Here is a 1,266-nt window from a genome sequence, read left to right as displayed (position 1 = left end):
CTCGGGCGTTCGTCCGCGGAAAGCGAGTGGTATTCGCCCGCACGATCTGCACAAAAAAAGCTTGCAGAAAAACACTGGGTTTCTCTACAAGCTGACACCTTTTCGTAAGGTGTGTTTTTCTAATGGACGAATTGGCTGGGAATTCACCTGGATACGTACATGTTTTCTGTGATCCAAAACCTCCACGGATAGTCGCGGGCTTCTCCAGAGTTCTCAATACCGATTCGTTTCCCCTGGGAAATATGTTCAGGGGAAAAGCCTTTTTTTATATACAGGGGTGATTTGTCCAGGGGATGTCCGTAGTCCGATTTGATAATCCCTAATGCTTTCGTTAATTTTCCGGGGCCATTCGTGAAGTCTTTTTCTTTTTTGTCTCCTCTTCTCTCATGTATAAGGTCTATGCCTTCTACGGGTTCGACCGCTCTAATTAATACGGCCTCTGGATGACCCACTTCGCCGCTTACTACATTCACTAGACAGTGTGTATGCATAACGTAAGTGTACACATAACCAGGTAGTCCAAACATTATTTCCGTTCGCTGAGTCCGTTTATTGTTAAAGCTGTGAGCCGCCCTATCTTCCGGACCAATATATGCTTCCGTTTCTACAATATACCCAGAAGCAGTTCCTTCCTCTGTTTCTTTGACTAATTCACAGCCCAAAAGAGATTTTGCTAACTCTAAAGTAGGCTGTTCATAAAATTCTGCAGGCAAAATACTCATCATTGTCCCTTCCTCTCGCAATTACGATTAGACACGAAGTTCATCAAATATATCATAAACCAACCCTTTATTTCATTCCATCCGTCATAAATATAGAAGTGAAAAGATTAATATTTCCAATAAAATTTATCTTTTAGGTTTGAACATAGAAAATAAAGGTTAATCCTGATGTATAAATTATATTAGAATAACTTACAGGGCGAAACATTTAATAAAGGGTGAGGGAGATGGATTCATCAAATATTTGGTTTACATTGTTATCTTGTATATTTTTCATGGGGCTTGTAGCTTTTATTTCTTACAAACAAACGAAAGGGAACACTCATAGTTCTGCTGGTTATTTTCTTGCCGGGAGAGGGCTGAGTGGAGGTTTTATAGCAGGATCTTTATTGCTAACCAATTTATCATTCATCAGCAGAAGACTCCCTCTTCAAGCGCCGTGTCGAAGACCGGTGGCAAGGGGGGAGATGAATGCCGTTGCCGTAAGGCGAATGCCTTTGAATATTCTCCCTTCCGTGATATTCTAAAGTAAGAACATACGTTC

At 41.1% G+C, this 1,266-nt stretch carries 1 protein-coding gene; it reads right to left on the bottom strand.

Annotated features, from left to right (window positions below):
• Positions 1-143: 143 nt before the first annotated feature.
• A complete protein-coding gene (locus tag BMZ06_RS20285) occupies positions 144-725 on the bottom strand; it encodes a DNA-3-methyladenine glycosylase (protein WP_089755053.1) in 582 nt (193 codons plus the stop codon).
• Between the last annotated feature and the right edge of the window lie 541 nt (positions 726-1,266).

Source organism: Halobacillus alkaliphilus (assembly GCF_900113125.1).
In the GTDB taxonomy this organism is placed as follows: domain Bacteria; phylum Bacillota; class Bacilli; order Bacillales; family Halobacillaceae; genus Halobacillus; species Halobacillus alkaliphilus.
The sequence above is the reverse complement of the archived record's forward strand: the minus strand, read 5'-3'. Positions and strand labels throughout refer to the sequence as shown.